Origin of the sequence: Neisseria dentiae (assembly GCF_014055005.1) — a bacterium.
Lineage (GTDB): Bacteria > Pseudomonadota > Gammaproteobacteria > Burkholderiales > Neisseriaceae > Neisseria > Neisseria dentiae.
This window is the reverse complement of sequence record NZ_CP059570.1, coordinates 2360351-2377814: the sequence shown is the minus strand read 5'-3', so window position 1 is coordinate 2377814 and position 17464 is coordinate 2360351. Positions and strand designations below refer to the sequence as shown.

At 56.2% G+C, this 17464-nt stretch carries 16 protein-coding genes; all 16 read left to right on the top strand.

From position 1 onward, the window contains the following. Window positions 1-51: 51 nt before the first annotated feature. The 16 genes from H3L92_RS11125 (at window position 52) to H3L92_RS11050 (ending at window position 17281) form a co-directional block, all read left to right on the top strand. On the top strand, window positions 52-570 hold the full coding sequence (locus tag H3L92_RS11125) for a M23 family metallopeptidase (RefSeq protein WP_085366569.1): 519 nt from the start codon (window positions 52-54) through the stop codon (window positions 568-570). A gap of 67 nt (window positions 571-637) precedes the next feature. Beyond that, complete coding sequence (locus H3L92_RS11120) at window positions 638-1585, top strand: Abi family protein (RefSeq protein WP_085366571.1); 948 nt, start codon at window positions 638-640, stop codon at window positions 1583-1585. Window positions 1586-1729: 144 nt separating this feature from the next. After that, window positions 1730-3100 (top strand): UDP-N-acetylmuramoyl-tripeptide--D-alanyl-D-alanine ligase, encoded by a 1371-nt coding sequence (locus tag H3L92_RS11115; RefSeq protein ID WP_085366573.1) that lies wholly within the window; start codon window positions 1730-1732, stop codon window positions 3098-3100. A gap of 160 nt (window positions 3101-3260) precedes the next feature. Further along, complete coding sequence (mraY, locus tag H3L92_RS11110) at window positions 3261-4343, top strand: phospho-N-acetylmuramoyl-pentapeptide-transferase (protein WP_085366575.1); 1083 nt, start codon at window positions 3261-3263, stop codon at window positions 4341-4343. A 129-nt stretch (window positions 4344-4472) separates the two neighbouring features. Next, window positions 4473-4955 (top strand): group II truncated hemoglobin, encoded by a 483-nt coding sequence (locus tag H3L92_RS11105; protein WP_085366602.1) that lies wholly within the window; start codon window positions 4473-4475, stop codon window positions 4953-4955. Between the two features lie 180 nt (window positions 4956-5135). After that, entirely contained in the window at window positions 5136-5426 is a 291-nt protein-coding gene (locus H3L92_RS11100; RefSeq protein WP_085366577.1) for a GIY-YIG nuclease family protein, read from the top strand. A 187-nt stretch (window positions 5427-5613) separates the two neighbouring features. Further along, a complete protein-coding gene (gene murD, locus H3L92_RS11095; protein WP_085366579.1) occupies window positions 5614-6951 on the top strand; it encodes a UDP-N-acetylmuramoyl-L-alanine--D-glutamate ligase in 1338 nt (445 codons plus the stop codon). A gap of 299 nt (window positions 6952-7250) precedes the next feature. After that, on the top strand, window positions 7251-8411 hold the full coding sequence (gene ftsW, locus H3L92_RS11090; protein WP_085366581.1) for a putative lipid II flippase FtsW: 1161 nt from the start codon (window positions 7251-7253) through the stop codon (window positions 8409-8411). An 83-nt stretch (window positions 8412-8494) separates the two neighbouring features. Next, a complete protein-coding gene (murG, locus tag H3L92_RS11085; protein ID WP_085366583.1) occupies window positions 8495-9562 on the top strand; it encodes an undecaprenyldiphospho-muramoylpentapeptide beta-N-acetylglucosaminyltransferase in 1068 nt (355 codons plus the stop codon). Window positions 9563-9790: 228 nt separating this feature from the next. Then, on the top strand, window positions 9791-11185 hold the full coding sequence (gene murC / locus H3L92_RS11080; RefSeq protein WP_085366585.1) for a UDP-N-acetylmuramate--L-alanine ligase: 1395 nt from the start codon (window positions 9791-9793) through the stop codon (window positions 11183-11185). Between the two features lie 114 nt (window positions 11186-11299). Beyond that, window positions 11300-12211, top strand: a complete 912-nt coding sequence (locus tag H3L92_RS11075) for a D-alanine--D-alanine ligase (RefSeq protein WP_085366587.1) — start codon at window positions 11300-11302, stop codon at window positions 12209-12211. Further along, window positions 12201-12968, top strand: coding sequence for a cell division protein FtsQ/DivIB (locus tag H3L92_RS11070; protein ID WP_085366589.1), 768 nt, complete (start codon window positions 12201-12203; stop codon window positions 12966-12968). Before H3L92_RS11075 ends, H3L92_RS11070 begins: the two co-directional genes overlap by 11 nt. A gap of 21 nt (window positions 12969-12989) precedes the next feature. After that, a complete protein-coding gene (ftsA, locus tag H3L92_RS11065; protein WP_085366591.1) occupies window positions 12990-14225 on the top strand; it encodes a cell division protein FtsA in 1236 nt (411 codons plus the stop codon). Between the two features lie 129 nt (window positions 14226-14354). After that, window positions 14355-15524, top strand: coding sequence for a cell division protein FtsZ (gene ftsZ, locus H3L92_RS11060; protein ID WP_085366593.1), 1170 nt, complete (start codon window positions 14355-14357; stop codon window positions 15522-15524). 283 nt (window positions 15525-15807) lie between these two features. Beyond that, a complete protein-coding gene (locus tag H3L92_RS11055; RefSeq protein WP_085366595.1) occupies window positions 15808-16416 on the top strand; it encodes a phosphoribosylglycinamide synthetase in 609 nt (202 codons plus the stop codon). 181 nt (window positions 16417-16597) lie between these two features. Further along, window positions 16598-17281, top strand: coding sequence for an OmpA family protein (locus H3L92_RS11050; RefSeq protein WP_085366596.1), 684 nt, complete (start codon window positions 16598-16600; stop codon window positions 17279-17281). The last annotated feature ends 183 nt before the right edge of the window (window positions 17282-17464 follow it).

Below are 17464 nucleotides of genomic sequence, written 5' to 3'. Positions count from 1 at the left end.
ATACGCGCCGCCACCCGAGGCCGTCTGAAACCAACGAAAGGAACCCGATCAGTGATATCGAAACCCGCCAAGCGGCTGGTGTGCTTTGCCACCGTTTCCGTTTTTTTATGGGGCTGCCAAGCCACGCGGCCGAACCAAGAGCTGGCCGAACTCAGGGCGCAGCCCGCCCCCGCAGAACAAAGCCTGATTAACCCCGTGAAAGGGCAGAAATTCGCCGACACATGGGGCGCGGCCCGCAGCGGCGGCCGCCGGCACGAAGGCGTGGATATTTTCGCCGACAAAGGCACGCCCGTTCGCAGCACCACCGACGGCATCGTTACCAAACGCGGCAAAAACAGACTGGGCGGCAAAGTGATCGGCATACAAGGCCCCGGCGCATGGCACTATTACGCCCACCTGAAAAAATTCGCCGGCGCGAAGTTATACGACAGGGTGAAGGCCGGCGAGGTTATCGGCTATGTGGGCAAAACCGGCAACGCCAAAAAAACACCGGCGCACCTGCACTACGGCGTTTATACCACCCACGGCGGCGCGGTGAATCCTTATCCGTTGATTGATCAGGAGAGATGAATCGGGTTGGAATAATAAGTTTCTGAAAAAAATATAAAAACAATATAACGGAAGGCCGTCTGAAAATATGTATGAACCGATAAAACCGTGGCGGGATTTTGCCGACCAAGTCGCATTGCTGGAAAGCAGGGGGTTGCGAATTGACGATAGGGAGCGTGCGGAAAAATATCTGCGCCGTATCGGGTATTATCGTTTGAGCGGCTATTTTCATGTTTTCCGACAATGGGATGAAACAAACCAAAAATTACTGGACGATTTTATCGAAAGCAGTCATTTTGAGAGCGTATTGTCGCTATATCTTTTTGATAAAAAACTGCGTTTTTTAGCTTTGGATGCGCTTGAGCGTATTGAAATGGCTGTGCGGGTAGATATTGTGCATACCTTGGGTAAATACGATCCTATGGCGCATAAAAATCCTGATTGCCTGCATGGAAATTTTACGAAGAAAAAGAATAAATCAACCGATAAAACAGAGCATGAAATGTGGCTGGAGCGTTTTGCCGAATTGGAAAAGCGGGCGGAGAAAAAGAATAATCCGTTGGTTATTCATAATATGCAAAAGTATGGTTGCTTGCCGATTTGGGCTGCCGGCTGTTTGTGGGATTTCGGTACCATGTCTTGGCTTTACGGGGGTATGAAATATCAGGATAAAAATCAAATAGCGCAAAAATATGGTGCGGTAAACGGGGATATTTTTGCACAATGGTTAGACAGTCTGAACGATATACGAAATATTGCGGCACATCATGACCGCCTATGGAACATCAATATTCATCGTTCTTCCGCACCGATTACAAAGGATGGCTATTGGAAACGTGTCGACAGTAAACGCCCGTTTTTTTATTTCTGCATTATGCAATCGATGCTGAAAGTGCTATGCCCCGGTTCTCTATGGGCAGATAGATTTGACAGACTGTTGGAGGAGTTTCCCGGAAACGTTCCGAGCAGAAATATCAGTTTGAACAGATTCGGCTTGATTGAAAACTATAAGGAATGGCACTTATGGCAAAAATAAAAACCGCCGCGTACACAAAATTGTGCAGAGGCGACGGTCATGTCAGTTCGTATGGTACGCAAAAATACTTCATCAATCAATGAAAAAATATCAAAGTAGAGAAAAAAACGTTTAATTGTCCGAAAAAGAAAACAGAACACGAAAATGAACCCCCTAACCCTGAATTTTATCCGCCAAGCCCTCAACCTGCCGCTGCCGTCTGAAAACGGTGATGCCGAAGTCAAGCGTATCGTAACCGACAGCCGCGATATCCGCAGCGGCGACGTGTTTTTCGCCTTGGCCGGCGAGCGTTTCGACGCGCATGATTTTGCGGCGGACGTGCTGGCCAAAGGCGCGGCGGCGGTTGTGGTGTCGCGTGAAGATTGCGCCGCGCTTCCCGGCGCGTTGAAAGTAGACGACACGCTGGCCGCGCTGCAAACGCTGGCCGCGGCCTGGCGCAACGAAACCAACCCGTTTGTGTTCGGCATCACCGGTTCCAGCGGCAAAACCACCGTGAAAGAAATGCTGGCGGGGATACTGCGCCACCGCTTCGGCGAAGATGCCGTGCTGGCGACGGCGGGCAATTTCAACAACCATATCGGCCTGCCGCTCACTCTGCTCAAGCTCACGCCCGCGCACCGTTATGCCGTGATCGAAATGGGCATGAACCACTTCGGCGAGCTGGCCGCGCTCACGCGGATTGCCCGACCCGACGTGGCGCTGGTCAACAACGCCCTGCGCGCGCACGTCGGCTGCGGTTTCGACGGCGTGGGCGATATTGCCAAAGCCAAAAGCGAGATTTACCAAGGCCTGTCTGAAAACGGCTTGGCGCTGGTGCCGGCCGAAGATGCCCATGCAGCTGTGTTTCAGACGGCCGCACAAGGCTTGAAACAGCAGACTTTCGGCGCGCAAAGCGGCGATATCCATGCCGAAAACATCGTGTTGAAGCCGCTGTCGTGCGAATTCGATTTGGTGTGCGGCAACGCGCGCGCCGCCGTTAAGCTGCCGGTGCCGGGCAAACACAACGTGGCCAATGCCGCCGCCGCCGCCGCGCTGGCGCTGGCCGCCGGTTTGAGCCTGCAAGAGGTTTCAGACGGCCTATCTGAATTCGCCAATATCAAAGGCCGTCTGAACGTGAAACGCGGCATCAAAGGCGCCACCGTGTTGGACGACACCTATAACGCCAACCCCGACAGCATGAAAGCCGCGCTCGATGTACTCGCCCAACTGCCCGCCCCGCGCGTGTTCGTGATGGGCGACATCGGCGAATTGGGCGAAGACGAATCGGCCGCCATGCACGCCGAAGTGGGCGCCTACGCCCGCAGCAAAGGCATCGAATCCGCTTATTTCGTCGGCGATTACAGCGCTTCGGCGGCGGAAGCCTTCGGCGGCAACGGGTTATGGTTTGCCGACAAAGACCCGCTGATTCAGGTGTTGGCGCACGATTTGCCGCCAGGCGCGAATGTGCTGGTGAAAGGCTCGCGCTTTATGAAGATGGAAGAAGTGGCGGAGGCGCTGTTGGAAAAGGCCGTCTGAAAAGGAATATTGCATCCGGAAGGTTTGCCGTTCTGCTTTAAAATAACGGATTCGGAAAAACCGACGCATTAATAAAGAGGCCGTCTGAAACGGTTTCAGACGGCCTCAAGCCCAATAATAAACAACAACACCAAAATCAAACAAAAAGGAAGTAAACCCCATGCTTTTATGGTTAGCCCACTTCAGCGACTGGTTCTCGGCGCTGAACGTTTTCCAATACACCACCTTCCGCGCCGTGATGGCCGCCCTGACCGCGCTGGCGTTTTCGCTGCTGTTGGGGCCGTGGACGATACGCAAGCTCACCGAGCTGAAAGTCGGCCAGGCCGTGCGCCACGACGGGCCGCAAACCCACCTGATCAAAACCGGCACGCCCACCATGGGCGGCTCGCTGATTCTCACCGCCATCACCGTTTCCACCCTGCTGTGGGGCAATCTGGCCAACCCCTATATCTGGATTCTGCTGCTGGTGCTGCTCGCCACCGGCGCGTTGGGCTTCTACGACGACTGGCGCAAAGTGGTTTATAAAGACCCCAACGGCGTGTCGGCGCGCTTCAAAATGGTGTGGCAGTCGGGCGTGGCGCTGGCGGCGGGGCTGCTGCTGTTTTATGTGGCGCAGAACTCGGCCAACAATATCCTGATCGTGCCGTTTTTCAAACAAGTGGCCCTGCCGCTGGGTGTGTTCGGCTTTGTGGTGCTGGCCTACCTCACCATCGTCGGCACCTCCAACGCGGTCAACCTCACCGACGGTTTGGACGGCCTGGCCGCCTTCCCCGTGGTGCTGGTGGCGGGCGGTTTGGCGATTTTCGCCTACGCCAGCGGCCACGCGCAGTTCGCCCAATACCTGCAACTGCCCCATGTGGCCGGCGCCAACGAAGTGGTGATTTTCTGCACCGCCATGTGCGGCGCCTGCCTGGGCTTTTTGTGGTTCAACGCCTATCCCGCGCAAGTGTTTATGGGCGACGTGGGCGCGCTGGCCTTGGGCGCGGCCTTGGGCACGGTGGCGGTGATTGTGCGCCAAGAGCTGGTGCTGGTGATTATGGGCGGCCTGTTTGTGGTGGAGGCCATTTCCGTGATGTTGCAGGTGGGCTGGTATAAGAAAACCAAAAAACGCATCTTCCTGATGGCGCCCATCCACCACCACTACGAACAAAAAGGCTGGAAAGAAACGCAGGTGGTGGTGCGGTTTTGGATTATCACCATCGTGCTGGTGCTGGTGGGCTTAAGCTCGCTGAAAATCCGCTGATGCCTGTCTGAAAAGCATAACCTATTGCCGTCATACTCGGGCTTGACCCGAGTATCTCCCAGAGATACCGATTAAAGTTTCAGACGGCGTCAGGAACCACATAAAACAGAAAACATGACACAGCAAACGATGTATGCCCTATTGGGCGGCGAAGCGGGCATAGAAGCACTAACCGGCCGCTTCTACGACTTGATGGAGCTGGAGCCGCAATACGCCGAACTGCGCGCGCAACACGGCGAAACGCTCGATTACGCCCGCGAACGCCTGTTCCAATTCCTAAGCGGCTGGCTCGGCGGCCCGCCGCTGTATGAGCAGGCACACGGCCACCCGCGCCTGCGCCAGCGGCATTTCCCCTTCGCCGTTGCCATGCAGACGCGCAACCAATGGATTGCCTGTTTCGCCCAAGCGCTGCACGAATCGGCGGTTGCGCCCGATTTGGCCGAACCGCTGCTGCTGCGCCTGTTTGCGCTGGCCGACTGGATGCGCAACCAACACGAACCGGAACACGCCCCGCCGCTGCCGCCGATGGCGGCCGAACCGGAAACACGCTTGCCGGAATTGGCGGCGGTGTTGGAAGAATATGGGGTGGAAGGGTTTTTTGAGGCCGTCTGAAAAATATAAATTGCCGTCATACTCGGGCTTGACCCGAGTATCTCCCGGAGATACCGATTAAAGTTTCAGACGGCCTCTATAAAAAAAGCAAGAGACCCTGGTCAAGCCCGGGTATGGCGGGCAAAGTCAGCGGTTTTCAGAAGAAGCAAACCGAAACAAGGGATTAAGGGGGAAATAAACATGAAACAACCCGCCGTTTACATGATGAGTAACCGCAAAAACGGCGTATTGTATTTGGGTGTTACGTCTAACCTGATACAGCGTGCTTACCAACACCGACAGCATATTGCCAAAGGGTTTACCGACCGCTATAACTTAGAAAGCTTGGTATGGTATGAACTGCACGAAACGATGGAAAGCGCCATTCGGCGCGAACATACTATGAAGCATTGGCGGCGGCAGTGGAAAATCGACTTAATCGAGAACACCAATCCCGAATGGCGGGATTTATGGCAGGAAATAGTCGGATAGTGCCGGCGCATGGTGGAAAGCGCAAATTTGAACCACCGCCGTCATACTCGGGCTTGACCCGAGTATCTCCCGAGAATAACCGGAAAAGTTTTTCAGACAGGCATGGTGGAAAGGCCGACAAGATACTCGGGTCAAGCCCGAGTATGACGAAATATTCGAAAATGACAAAATATTAACGAGCAACAACATGAACTGGCAAAACCAAAAAATCCTCGTCGCCGGCCTCGGCGGCACCGGCGTTTCCATGATTGCCTATCTGCGCCGCGCCGGCGCGCAGGTGGCGGCTTACGATGCCGATTTGAAACCCGAGCGCGAAGCGCAGCTGACGCAGCTTTTCAAAGGTTTGAACTGCCACACAGGCCGTCTGAAAGACGCGTTGGCGCAGGGTTTCGACGTGCTGGCGCTCAGCCCCGGCATCAGCGAGCGCGCGCCGGAAATCGCCGAATTCAAACAAAACGGCGGCAAGGTGTTGGGCGACATCGAAATCCTCGCCCACATCGTAAAGGCGCGCGGCGACAAAGTGATCGCCATCACCGGCAGCAACGGCAAAACCACCGTAACCAGCCTGGTGGGCTACCTGTGCGTGAAATGCGGGTTGGACACCGTGGTGGCCGGCAACATCGGCACGCCCGTGCTCGAAGCCGAATTGCAGCGCGAAGGCAAAAAGGCCGACGTGTGGGTGCTCGAACTTTCCAGCTTCCAGCTCGAAAACACCGAAAGCCTCACCCCCGATGCCGCCGTGGTGCTGAATATTTCCGAAGACCACCTCGACCGCTATGACGACCTGCTCGACTACGCCCACGCCAAAGACAAAATCTTCCGCGGCAACGGCGTGCAGGTGCTCAACGCCGACGATGCGCTGTGCCGCGCCATGAAGCGCAACGGCCGCCAAGTGAAATGGTTTTCGCTGGAAAACGAAACCGATTATTGGGCGGATGTTCAGGCAGGCCGTCTGAAAGCGGGCGCTAGCGGCTTGCTCGACACCGCCGCCGTGCCGCTGCAAGGTTTGCACAACGCCGCCAACGTGCTTTCCGCACTCGCCCTGTGCGAAAGCATCGGCCTGCCGCGAACCGAGCTGCTGCAACACATTCAAACCTTCAAGGGGCTGCCGCACCGCGTGGAAAAAGTGGGCGAGAAAAACGGCATCACTTTTATCGACGACAGCAAAGGCACCAACGTCGGCGCCACCGTGGCGGCCATTTCCGGCCTGCAAAGCCCGATTGTGCTGATTGCCGGCGGGCAGGGCAAAGGGCAGGATTTCACCCCACTGCGCGCCGCGCTGCAAAACAAAGCCCGCGCGGTGCTGCTAATCGGAGCCGACGCGCCGCAAATCCGCCGCGATTTGGGCGGCTGCGGCGTGGAGATGATTGATTGCGAAACCCTGCCCGAAGCCGTTCAGACGGCCTACCGGCTCGCGCAAAGCGGCGACATCGTGCTGCTTTCCCCCGCCTGCGCCAGCTTCGATATGTTTAAAGGTTACGCGCATCGGGCGCAAGTGTTCGTCGAAGCGTTTGAAGCGTTGTAGGGGGTGTAGTCAGAAGGCTTGCAAAGCGGTTTTTTGAGGGAAAATCCGCAGATGCAAGGCAAAAAGCACAGCAAGGTTGAACACCTTGCGAGCATTTTAGCTTCGCAAGTCCGCTACGCCACCTAACGCCGCAGATGCGGGTTTTAACCAAAAATACCGCCGCAACGCGGTCGACTACACTCCCTAAGGGCCGTCTGAAAAGCGTTTGCGTTTTGCCCGCCGAGGCGGGTTTTAATGACGCTCGTATGTTTGTTAAACCGCCCGAACCCTAAAGCAACTCAAACCAATTTTTAAAGCATATGATTACAGAATCCAAAATCCTAGACCGCAAAATCCTGCGCAGCGGCCACAAAACCGACCAGTCGCTGCTGTGGATGGTGGTGCTGATGGTGTCGTTCAGCCTGCTGATGATTTATTCCGCCTCCATCGCCTATGCCGCCCACGACGGCGGCGACCAATGGTTTTACCTTTCCCGCCAGGCCATGTTTCTGACCGCCGGCGCGCTGGCGGGGCTGGTGGCGTTTAAAATCCCGATGGCCAAGTGGAAGAAATACACGCCGTGGATTCTGTTTGCGAGCTTGGGGCTGCTGGTGGCGGTGCTGCTGGTGGGGCGCGAGATTAACGGCGCGAAACGCTGGATACATCTGGGGCCGGTTAACCTGCAACCCACCGAAGTGTTCAAACTGGCGATTATTTTATATTTGTCGAGCTTTTTCACCCGCCGCGCCGAAATCCTGAAGCAGTTTAAAAAAGTGGGCTTTTCCGCCGTGCCGGTGGGCATAGGCTTGGGCCTGATTATGCTGGAGCCGGACTTCGGCTCGTTTGTGGTGGTAACCGCTGTGGCGATGGGCCTGCTGTTTCTGGCGGGGCTGCCGTGGCGCTGGTTTCTGATGATGGTGGGCATCGGCCTGGCCAGCATGGTGGCGCTGATTGCCGTCGCACCCTACCGTATGGCGCGGGTATCGGCATTCTTAAACCCGTGGGAAGACCCGCTGGGCAAGGGCTACCAGCTTACCCACTCGCTGATGGCGATTGCGCGCGGCGAATGGTTCGGCGTGGGTTTGGGCGCGAGTTTGGAAAAACGCTTCTACCTGCCCGAGGCGCATACCGACTTTATTTTGGCGGTAATCGGCGAAGAGTTCGGCTTCGTGGGCATTTCGGTGCTGATTTTCTGCTATGCGTGGCTGGTGTGGCGGGCGTTTTCCATCGGCAAGCAGGCGCGCGATCTGGAGCTGTTTTTCGGCGCGTTTGTGGCCAAAGGCATCGGCATCTGGCTGGGCATTCAGAGTTTTTTCAATATCGGCGTGAACATCGGCCTGCTGCCCACCAAGGGCCTGACCCTGCCGCTGATGTCCTACGGCGGTTCGGCGGTAATTATCATGCTGGTGTGCATTGCGCTGCTGTTGCGCGTGGATTATGAAAACCGCCTGAAAATGCGCGGTTACAAAGTGGAAGGATAAAACCGGCCGCCGCCCGTTGCGGAAGGCCGTCTGAAAAAAACGTATAAACCAAAAAAATATAATAGAAAAGGATAATTCGAGTTATGGGCAGTAAAACCTTTATGCTGATGGCCGGCGGCACCGGCGGCCATATTTTCCCCGCGCTGGCGGTGGCCGAAGCCCTGCGCGGGCGCGGCCACCATGTGATTTGGCTGGGCAGCGAAGATTCGATGGAAGAGCGCATCGTGCCGAAACACAATATCCGCCTCGAAACGCTGGCGATTAAAGGCGTGCGCGGCAACGGCTGGAAGCGCAAACTGGAATTGCCGTTTACCTTGTTCAAAACCGTGCAGGCGGCGATGCGGATTATCAAAAAACACCGCGTCGATTGCGTTATCGGCTTCGGCGGTTTCGTTACCTTTCCCGGCGGCGTGGCCGCCAAACTGTCGGGCGTGCCGATTGTGATTCACGAGCAAAACGCCGTGGCGGGCTTGGCCAACAAACAGCTTGCCCGCTGGGCGCGCCGCGTTTTGTATGCGTTTCCGCGCACGTTCGGCAACCCCGACGGCTTGGTCGGCAACCCCGTGCGTGCCGACATCACCAACCTGCCGCCGCCCGCCGAGCGCTTTGCCGGGCGAGAAGGCCGTCTGAAAGTGTTGGTGATGGGCGGCAGTTTGGGCGCCGACGTGCTTAACCAAACCGTGCCGCGCGCGCTGGCGCTGCTCACCGAAAGCGAGCGCCCGCAGATTTACCATCAGTCGGGCCGCGGCAAACTCGGCACGCTCAAAACCGATTACGAAGTGCTCAATGTGCAGGCCAAATGCGTGGAGTTTATCGACGATATGGTCGCCGCCTACGAACACGCCGATGTGGTTATCTGCCGCGCGGGCGCGCTCACGATTGCCGAGCTGACCGCCGCCGGTGTGGGCGCCCTGCTGGTGCCTTACCCCCATGCGGTGGATGACCACCAAACCGCCAACGCCCGCTTTATGGTGCAGGCCGACGCCGGATTGCTGCTGCCGCAGTCGCAACTTACCGCCGAGAAGCTGTCGGAAGTGTTGTGGGCGCTCAACCGCGAACGCTGCCTCGAGTGGGCCGAAAACGCCCGCACGCTGGCCATGCCGCACAGCGCCGACGATGTGGCGGTTACGGCGATTGCCGCCACGATGTAGGCCGATTCGGAAGAAGGTTTTTCAGACGGCCTGTTGCCCCGGTAAACGGGCTGGTTGGGAAACGGCACAAAACCTGCCCGGCAACAACCGTCTGAACACCCTTTTACATTAAAACCATAGCGCATCTATCCGCAGCCCTTTAAAATAACGCCTTTTAAGTTTGCCGGCGGTTTGGGCGCAGTATTTTGGCCGTCTGAAACGGAACGGGCTTCAGGAAAACACAACAACATGAAAAACAGAGTCAACAACATTCATTTTGTCGGTATCGGCGGTTCGGGCATGTGCGGGATTGCCGAAGTGCTGCACAACCTGGGGTTTAAAGTATCCGGTTCCGATCAGGCGCAAAGTGCGGTAACGCGCCACTTGAGCGGCTTGGGCATTCAGGTTTACCCCGGCCACACCGCCGCACACGTTACCGATGCCGATGTGGTGGTAACCTCCACCGCCGTCAAACCCGACAACCCCGAAGTGCTGGCGGCTCAGGAGCGTAAAATCCCCGTGATTCCGCGCGCGCTGATGCTGGCCGAGCTGATGCGTTTCCGCGACGGCATCGCCATCGCCGGCACCCACGGCAAAACCACCACCACCAGCCTCACCGCCTCCATTCTGGCGGCGGCGGGCATGGACCCAACCTTCGTTATCGGCGGCAAACTCACCGCCGCCGGCACCAACGCCCGCCTGGGCAAAGGCGAATATCTGGTGGCCGAGGCCGACGAATCCGACGCTTCGTTTCTGCACCTCACCCCCATTATGTCGGTGGTTACCAATATCGACACCGACCATATGGACACCTATGACCACAGCGTCGAAAAACTGCATCAGGCGTTCGTGTCGTTTATCCACCGCATGCCGTTTTACGGCAAAGCGTTTTTATGCACCGACAGCGAACATGTACGCGCCATCGTGCCGCGCATCAGCAAGCCCTACGCCACTTACGGTTTGGACGAAAGCGCCGATATTTACGCCACCGAGCTTCAGGCCGAAGGCGACAAAATGCGTTTTACCGTTCATGTGAAGCAGGAAGGCATCAAGCCATTTGAAGTGGTGCTGAATATGCCCGGCCGCCACAACGTACTCAATGCGCTGGCCGCCATCGGCGTGGCGCTCGAAGTGGGCGCATCGGTGGAGGCCATCCAGCAAGGTTTGCTGGGCTTTGCCGGTGTCGGCCGCCGCTTCCAGAAATACGGCGACATCAGCCTGCCCGGCGGCGGCAAGGCCACGCTGATCGACGACTACGGCCACCACCCCGTAGAAATGGCCGCCACGCTGGCCGCCGCACGGGGCGCGTATCCCGACAAACGTTTGGTATTGGCCTTCCAGCCGCACCGCTACACCCGCACCCGCGATTTGTTTGAAGACTTCGTGAGCGTGTTGAGCACCGTCGATTCGCTGGTGTTAACCGAAGTGTATGCCGCCGGCGAAGAGCCGATTGTGGCGGCCGACGCCCGCGCGCTGGCGCGTGCCGTGCGCGTGTTGGGCAAGCTCGAACCGATTTACTGCGAAGATGTGAACGCCCTGCCCGAAACCCTGCTGAATGTATTGCAAGACGGCGACGTGGTGCTGACCATGGGCGCGGGCAGCATCAACAAAACCCCGCAGGCGCTGGCGGGAAGCGCAAGCTGAACGGCAGGGCAGGGCGGTTATGCCGCTCTTTGAAAAATAATAAAACACAGGGGTTGTTGATTGTTTTAGCCGATCAATAAACAGGCCGTCTGAAAAAAGAAAGAAACCGTAAATATGCAAGATTTTGGCAAAGTTGCCGTATTGATGGGCGGATTTTCCAGCGAGCGCGAAGTGTCGCTCGACAGCGGAGCCGCCATTGTCGCCGCCCTGCAAAGCAAGGGTATAGACGCACACCCGTTCGACCCGAAAGAAACCCCTTTGCACGAGCTGAAAGCCCGGGGCTTTCAGACGGCCTTCAATATTCTGCACGGCACTTACGGCGAAGACGGTACCGTGCAGGGCGCACTCGAACTTTTGGGCATTCCCTACACCGGCAGCGGCGTGATGGCCTCGGCCGTGGGCATGGACAAATACCGCTGCAAACTGATTTGGCAGGCGCTGGGGCTGCCTGTGCCCGAATTCGCCGTATTGCGCGAAGACAGCGATTTCGATGCCGTTGAGCGCGGGCTGGGTTTGCCGATGTTTGTAAAGCCCGCCGCAGAAGGCAGCAGCGTGGGCGTGGTAAAAGTGAAAGAAGCAGGCCGTCTGAAAGAAGTGTATAACAGCCTCAAACACCTGCACGGCGAAATCATCGCCGAACGCTTTATCGGCGGAGGCGAATATTCCTGCCCCGTGATTAACGGCGAAGGCTATCCCGCCATCCGCATCATTCCCGCCACCGAGTTTTACGATTACGAAGCCAAATACACCCGCGACGACACCGTTTACCGGTGCCCCGCCGATTTAAGCGAAGCCGACGAAACCCTGATGCGCTCGCTGTCGGTGCGCGCCGCACAGGCAATCGGCGCCGAAGGCGTGTCGCGCGTGGATTTCTTAAAAGACACCGACGGCAAGCTGTATCTGCTTGAAATCAATACCTTGCCCGGTATGACCAGCCACAGCCTGGTGCCGAAGTCCGCCGCCCAAACCGGCTTGAGCTTCGCCGATTTATGTGTTGAAATTCTGAAAACTGCTCATGTGGGATAATGCAGGCGCCCTGAAGCGCGTAACCCGTTGGCTGATGATCCTGGTAGTGCTGATACTGCTGGGAGCATTGGCCGTTTGGGTTTACAATTCGCCGTATTTTCCGGTGAAACAAGTCAAAATCGAAGGCGAAATTCAGCGCACCGGCGGCAAACAGCTACAAGCCGTGGCGCAAAAATATATACGCGGCAACATCTTCCGCGCCGATCTGAACGGCGCGCAGGAAGCGTTCGCCAAGCTGCCGTGGGTTGACAAAGTAACCGTGCGCCGCCGCCTGCCCGATACCGTCGAAATCGACCTCGTCGAGCGCATCCCCGTGGCGCGCTGGAAAGAATCCGGCCTGATCGACAGCAACGGCAACCTCTTCAATGCCGCCACCGACGAAAAATTCCCTGTTTTTTCAGGCGAACCCGGCACCGGCAAGATTATGGTGAAGCACTTCAACGAATTTAACGCCATCTTAAAACCCCTGGGTTTGGCCGTTGCCGAACTCGAATACTCCCCGCGCTCGGCTTGGACGGTAGGGCTGGATAACGGCATTTCCGTGCGCCTGGGGCGCGAAAACGAAACCAAACGCCTGCAACGCTTCGCCGAAATGTGGCCGGGCATTTTGCAGGCGCAGCAAGGCAATCTGGCCTATGTGGATATGCGCTACCGCGACGGATTCGCCGTGCGCTACCACGACAAACAGCAAGAACCGCAGGCAGACACGCCGTCTGAAAACAGCGCATCCGGCGTCGAAGCACAAAACCGACAGTAATCAGCAAACGAATGGGACATCATGGTAAAAGGCAAATACATCAGTGCATTGGATATCGGCACTTCTAAAGTTATCGCATTAATCGGCGAAGTGCACGAAGACAACGAAATCCATATTATCGGTTTGGGGCAGGCACCTTCGCGTGGCCTCAAAGCCGGTATGGTAACCAATATCGATGCCACCGCCCAAGCCATCAAGCAGGCCATGGAAGAAGCGGAACGCATGGCCGACTGCAAAGTCGACAGCGTAACCACCGGCATCGCCGGCAACCACATCCGCAGCCTCAATTCGCAAGGCGTGGTGAAAATCAAAGACGGCGAAGTTTCCCAAGCCGACATCGACCGCGCCATCGAAACCGCCAAAGCCGTCAATATCCCGCCCGACCACAACATCCTGCACACCGTGGTGCAGGAATACATCATCGACAACCAGCCCGGCGTTAAAGAACCCATCGGCATGAGCGGCGTGCGTCTGGACACCCGCGTACACATCATCACCGGCGCGATTACCGCCCTGCAAAACATTCAAAAATGCGTCAACCGCTGCGGCCTGCATATGGAGCAGATTATGCTGCAACCGCTGGCGAGCGGCCAGGCCGTCTTAACCGAAGACGAAAAAGATTTGGGCGTTTGCGTGATCGACATCGGCGGAGGCACCACCGACATCGCCGTTTACACCAACGGCGCCATCCGCCATACCGCCGTGATTCCGGTTGCCGGCGATTTGATTACCAAAGATTTGGCGCAAGCCCTGCGCACGCCGCACAATGCCGCCGAATACATCAAAATCAACCACGGCGTCGCCATCGCCACCATGGACGGCCTCGACGAAATGATCGAAGTGCCCAGCGTGGGGGACCGCCAGCCGCGCCAGATTTCCCGCCGCGTTTTGGCCAGCGTTATCGGCCCACGCGTCGAAGAAATTTTAGAGCTTACCCTCAACGAACTGCGCCGCAGCGGATTCCCCGAAGAAGTGCTCACTTCGGGCGTGGTGCTTACCGGCGGCGCATCGCTGCTTACCGGCATCGTCGATTTGGCCGAAGACGTGTTCAACCTGCCCGCCCGCATCGGCGTGCCGCACGAAATGGGCGGCGTTTCCGAGCGCATCCGCAACCCCCGCTACGCCACGGCCATCGGCCTTTTGCAGGCCGCGCGCGGCGAAGTTTCGGGTGCGCCGGTAACCGGCGCGGTTGCCATCAGGGAGCCGAAAGAAAACTGGCTGGTTCGGCTGAAAGAATGGCTGAAAAATAATTTTTAAAATTCTCGTAAAAATGTAAGAAGAATTTTGCCAGCGGGGCAAGGCTTCTTATATAATAGCGCCAACTTTCGCAGTTATTTAGCCGTCATTTATTTACCCGTCCTGACGCAGGGCGCAGAGGAGCATTTTATGGAATTGGTTTACGACGTAGTAGAAGCCGCCGCAAGCCCTGCGGTTATCAAAGTTATCGGTATCGGCGGCGGCGGTTGCAATGCCATTAACAATATGATTTTAAACACCGTTCAAGGTGTGGAATTTATCAGCGCCAACACTGATGCGCAATCTTTGGGCAGAAGCAATGCCGCCAAACGCATCCAGTTGGGCACCAATCTGACCCGCGGTTTGGGCGCGGGCGCGAATCCCGAAATCGGCCGCGCGGCAGCCCAAGAAGACCGTGAAGCCATTGCCGACGCCATCCGCGGCGCCAATATGCTGTTCATCACCACCGGCATGGGCGGCGGCACCGGCACCGGCGCAGCCCCCGTTGTTGCGGAAATCGCAAAAGAACAAGGTATCTTAACCGTTGCCGTGGTTACCCGCCCGTTCGGCCACGAAGGCAAACGCGTACACATCGCCCAAGAAGGTATGGACCATCTGAAAAGCCAGGTGGATTCCCTGATCGTTATCCCGAACGACAAACTGATGACCGCACTGGGTGAAGACATCACCGTGCGCGAAGCATTCCGCGCCGCCGACAATGTGCTGCGTGATGCCGTTGCCGGTATTTCCGAAGTGGTTACCCGCCCCGGCTTCATCAACTTAGACTTCGCCGACGTGAAAAACGTGATGAGCATCATGGGCATGGCCATGATGGGTTCGGGCTTCGCGCAAGGTATCGACCGTGCCCGCCTGGCCACCGAACAAGCCATTTCCAGCCCGCTGCTGGACGATGTAACCTTAGACGGCGCGCGCGGCGTTTTGGTGAACATCACCACCGCTCCGGGTTGTTTGAAAATGTCGGAATACCGCGAAATCATGAAAGTGGTTGACGAATACGCCCATCCCGATGCCGAGCGCAAATACGGCACCGCCGAAGACGAAGGCATGGAGGAAGATGCCATCCGCGTAACCATCATCGCAACCGGCTTGAAAGAAAACACCGCCGCCGCTTCAAACAACCTGCGCATGGTGAAAACCCAACAGGCAACCGGCACCGACGACGGCTTCGGCAACATCGACGGCTTGATCCGTTCCGGCCGCAGCACCCGCAGCATGAACCTGACCGCTTCCGATTTCGCCAACCAATCCGTGTTGGACGATTTTGAAATCCCCGCCATTCTGCGCCGCCAAGCCGACTAACCGTTATCGGTTTGATACTTGAAAAGGCCGTCTGAAAACCGAAACAGGTTTTCAGACGGCCTTTTGATGTTTATTAAAGTAATTGCTCTTTTGGGCTGAACTTAATACACTAACGGTAAGTCAAAGTAATATTAACCACCAATACCGTTATAGTGGATTAAAATAAGAATGCCGAAGTAGGGTAAAACGATTCTTTAGCATATCGCCCAATTGCAAGTTTGAATGCAGTTATTTCATTTCGGAGTTTTTATTTGAATTCACTATATATCCGAAGGAGCAAAATATGCGTTTGCAAATATTGGCTGTATGCACGTTAACCGCATTGGCCGGCTTGGCCGCCTGTCAAAAAGAAGAAACGCCCGCTGCGCCTGCGCAACAGGCACAACAGCAGGCTCCGGCGCAAGCCGAACCGGCTGCGCAAGCACCGCAGCAGGCAGTAGCACCCACGTCGGGCGAGAGCTTGATTCGCGAGCCGGTTGCCGCACAAAGCCAACCCACGCAGGCGATTCAAACCAAAACATTCGGCGAATACACCATTCATTTGACCAAAGCCAAAGTTGTTGGTCAGATTTTGAGCGTGGAATTTATTGCAGTGCCTCCAAAAGGTGCAAATGGAGAATATAAAGGTGTAAGCGGTGAATACTTTCCGTTAAAAGACTTTGACTATATAGACGAAACCACCAGCAAAAAAGTTACCCTGCTGCAAGACGAAAACGGAAAATACATGGCCAACCCGTTAAGCGGAGTTAGTGAAGAGCTGCGGCTTGAGGGTCATCAGAGATTTCCGCAAGCACTCACATTAAAATTCCCTGCCCCGCCTGAAACCTCGCCCACTATTACCATCGATTTTCCCAAAGTCGGTTCGTTTGATTCCGTTCCCGTGAGCCGTTAAGTTTTCAGATACGGGGTTTTCAGACGGCCTATCAATCAAGATCAGGCCGTCTGAAAACCGTTTTGCCGAAAAATTTAAAAAAAAACAGCCATATCCGTGCATACCTGGGACTGATCCGAATATGCCGGCACTGCGGCTAAGTATCAGGTAAATCCGACTTTAAATTTTAAAGAGTAATCCGATGAACGCCACAACCGCATTTTCCCTGTTGGCTGCCGCAATCCTATGCGCCTGCAACCCGCAATCTTCAGGCAGCCAAACACCTGCCGCTGCCGCCTCCGCCCAAAACACGCAGGCGGAAACGCCGCCGCCTGCTTCTGTGCCCGCGCAAGCCGCACCTGCCCAACCCGCTTCCGCTGCTTTGCAAACAGCCGAGCCGCAATCTGCTGCCGCACAAACAGCTTCTGCGCCCGTTTCATCGGTTTCTGCACAAGGCAGTAATCTGTCGGCAACCGGCAGCAGCCTGAGTGGGCAGCAAACGGGGTTCAATATCGAAATCAATCTGGCTTCCGATGTGTTGTTCGATTTCGATAAGGCCGATTTGAAGCCCGAGGCCGACCCCGAGCTGCAAAAAGCCGCCGAAGTGATACGCGAAAAGGGCAAGGGGCTGATTCTGATCACCGGCCACACCGATAGCAAGGGCAGCGAAGCCTACAATAAAAAGCTCTCGCTGGCACGGGCGCAAGCTGTTAAAAAATGGTTTGAAAGCAACGGCTTGCAACAAGATTTTCAAACCGACGGCAAAGGTGCGGCGGATCCGATTGCGCCAAACACCAACGAAGACGGCAGCGATAATCCCGAAGGCCGCGCCAAAAACCGCCGTGTGGAAATCGTGATCAACAAAACCAAGCAGTTGGGTGAATAAACGGTTTTCATAGGTTGAAACTTTTGCAAAAGTACTTTCAGGCCGTCTGAAAAATATATTTCAGACGGCCTGAAACCTTTGTTAATTCGTTGGTATTTTAAAACCTCTGCGTCAAGCCCGAGTATGACGGCGTTTGGGTATTTCAGACTTAAGGTATTTGCAAAGGCTGAGACCTTTGCAAAA